Source organism: Oleiphilus sp. HI0125, assembly GCF_001635355.1.
Window position 1 is genome coordinate 1 of the sequence record NZ_LWGF01001385.1, and the last position, 1,399, is coordinate 1,399.

At 44.7% G+C, this 1,399-nt stretch carries 2 protein-coding genes; one reads left to right on the forward strand and one right to left on the reverse strand.

Going from position 1 to position 1,399, the window contains the following annotated elements; translation table 11 throughout:
• Positions 1-702 (reverse strand): tRNA epoxyqueuosine(34) reductase QueG (gene queG / locus A3762_RS23740; protein ID WP_068757963.1); only part of this gene is annotated, 702 nt, incomplete at its 3' end.
• A gap of 160 nt (positions 703-862) precedes the next feature.
• On the opposite strand from queG, the gene tsaE reads away from it, so the two are divergent.
• Complete coding sequence (gene tsaE, locus A3762_RS23745; RefSeq protein WP_197469364.1) at positions 863-1,360, forward strand: tRNA (adenosine(37)-N6)-threonylcarbamoyltransferase complex ATPase subunit type 1 TsaE; 498 nt, start codon at positions 863-865, stop codon at positions 1,358-1,360.
• Positions 1,361-1,399: the final 39 nt, after the last annotated feature.

Consider the following 1,399-nt stretch of genomic DNA (forward strand, 5'->3'; position numbering starts at 1 on the left):
GTTCTCTATCGTGAGATAAGAAATGCAACGTCGAGCATCAAGCTCATAGGGTGCGGTGAAGGCTTTTGTTGGGCATATGTCTAAGCATGCAGTGCAGCGGCCGCAATGTTCTTTCTCATAGCTGGGTGTGATGGGCAGTGCGAGGTTGGTGTATATCTCGCCGAGAAAAAACCAAGAGCCTGCCTCTCTATGAATAATCATTGTATTCTTGCCGAACCAACCCAAGCCGGAGCGCTGGGCTATCGCGCGTTCTAATACTGGAGCGCTGTCGACAAATGCTCTGAAATTTAGATCTAACTCGCTCTTCGTTCTAACAAAGTGGATAAGATGTTTCAGTCGATTTCGAATGAGTTTGTGGTAGTCGCGTCCTAATGTATATCGACTGATGTAAGCGCGGTTTTTATCTTCTAGTTGTTCTAACGCGTGGCCAGCTGACTCTGGTAGATAATTCATTCTGACCGATATTACGCGAAGCGTTCCGTCTATCAATTCATCGGGTTTCCAGCGTTTACTTCCGTGGCTATGCATGTAATCAAGGGCGCCGTGATGCCCTTTATCTATCCAGTCTTGATAATGCTGGATATGTTCGCCTAAGTCTGTTGACGTGACTCCTAAGGCTTGAAAGCCAAGGCGTTCTGATTCGCTGCGTATTTCGATTAGCAGCTTGTTGAGCGCATCTGAGGTGTCAATGGGATTGGTCATGAGTATCGTGACATGATGTTAAGTGAACAAACGGAAGTGCTTTGCTAAGCTTAACAGATATATAGTGTTTGAACTTAATGCGATTTCTATTTCGAAGTTGCAGTTATTAATTTTGTTAGTTTAGCACTCAGTTTTTGCTAGTTTGGGAATGACTTTTTTCATGCAAATTCCTCTCGCTGATGAACATGCTACGGATCGATTTGGAAAGGGCCTCGCAGAAGTTCTGCTTGATTCTGATTCTGCATTAACGGTTGTTTATTTGATTGGCGATCTTGGCGCCGGGAAAACAACACTTGTTCGTAGCATATTGCGCGGTCTTGGTCATGAAGGAAGTGTGAAGTCTCCAACGTACACGCTCGTTGAAGAGTATGAGCCTAAAGGATTGAAGGTTTATCATTTTGACCTTTATCGCTTGGCAGACCCAGAAGAACTCGAGTTTATGGGGATGCGCGATTTTCTTAATCCAGATCTATGTGAACAAGATCGAATCTTTTGCTTTGTGGAGTGGCCGGCACGGGGTGAAGGGCTTTTGCCTAAAGCAGACGTAACCCTTTCGATGAATATTGAAGCTGAAAGTCGCTGCTGTGAGTTGTTAGTTGCTGAACATTCTGCTTTTTCGGGTGTTGATTTCGATGTTCTTATAGCGGGGAGCCGCTGATGCGATTTGTTTTTTCTAGAATGGCCCATTACGTATGCT

Bases quoted from the DNA above. Each gene is read 5' to 3' on its own strand.
- tsaE (WP_197469364.1), top strand. From the start codon at position 863: ATGCAAATTCCTCTCGCTGATGAACATGCTACGGATCGATTTGGAAAG.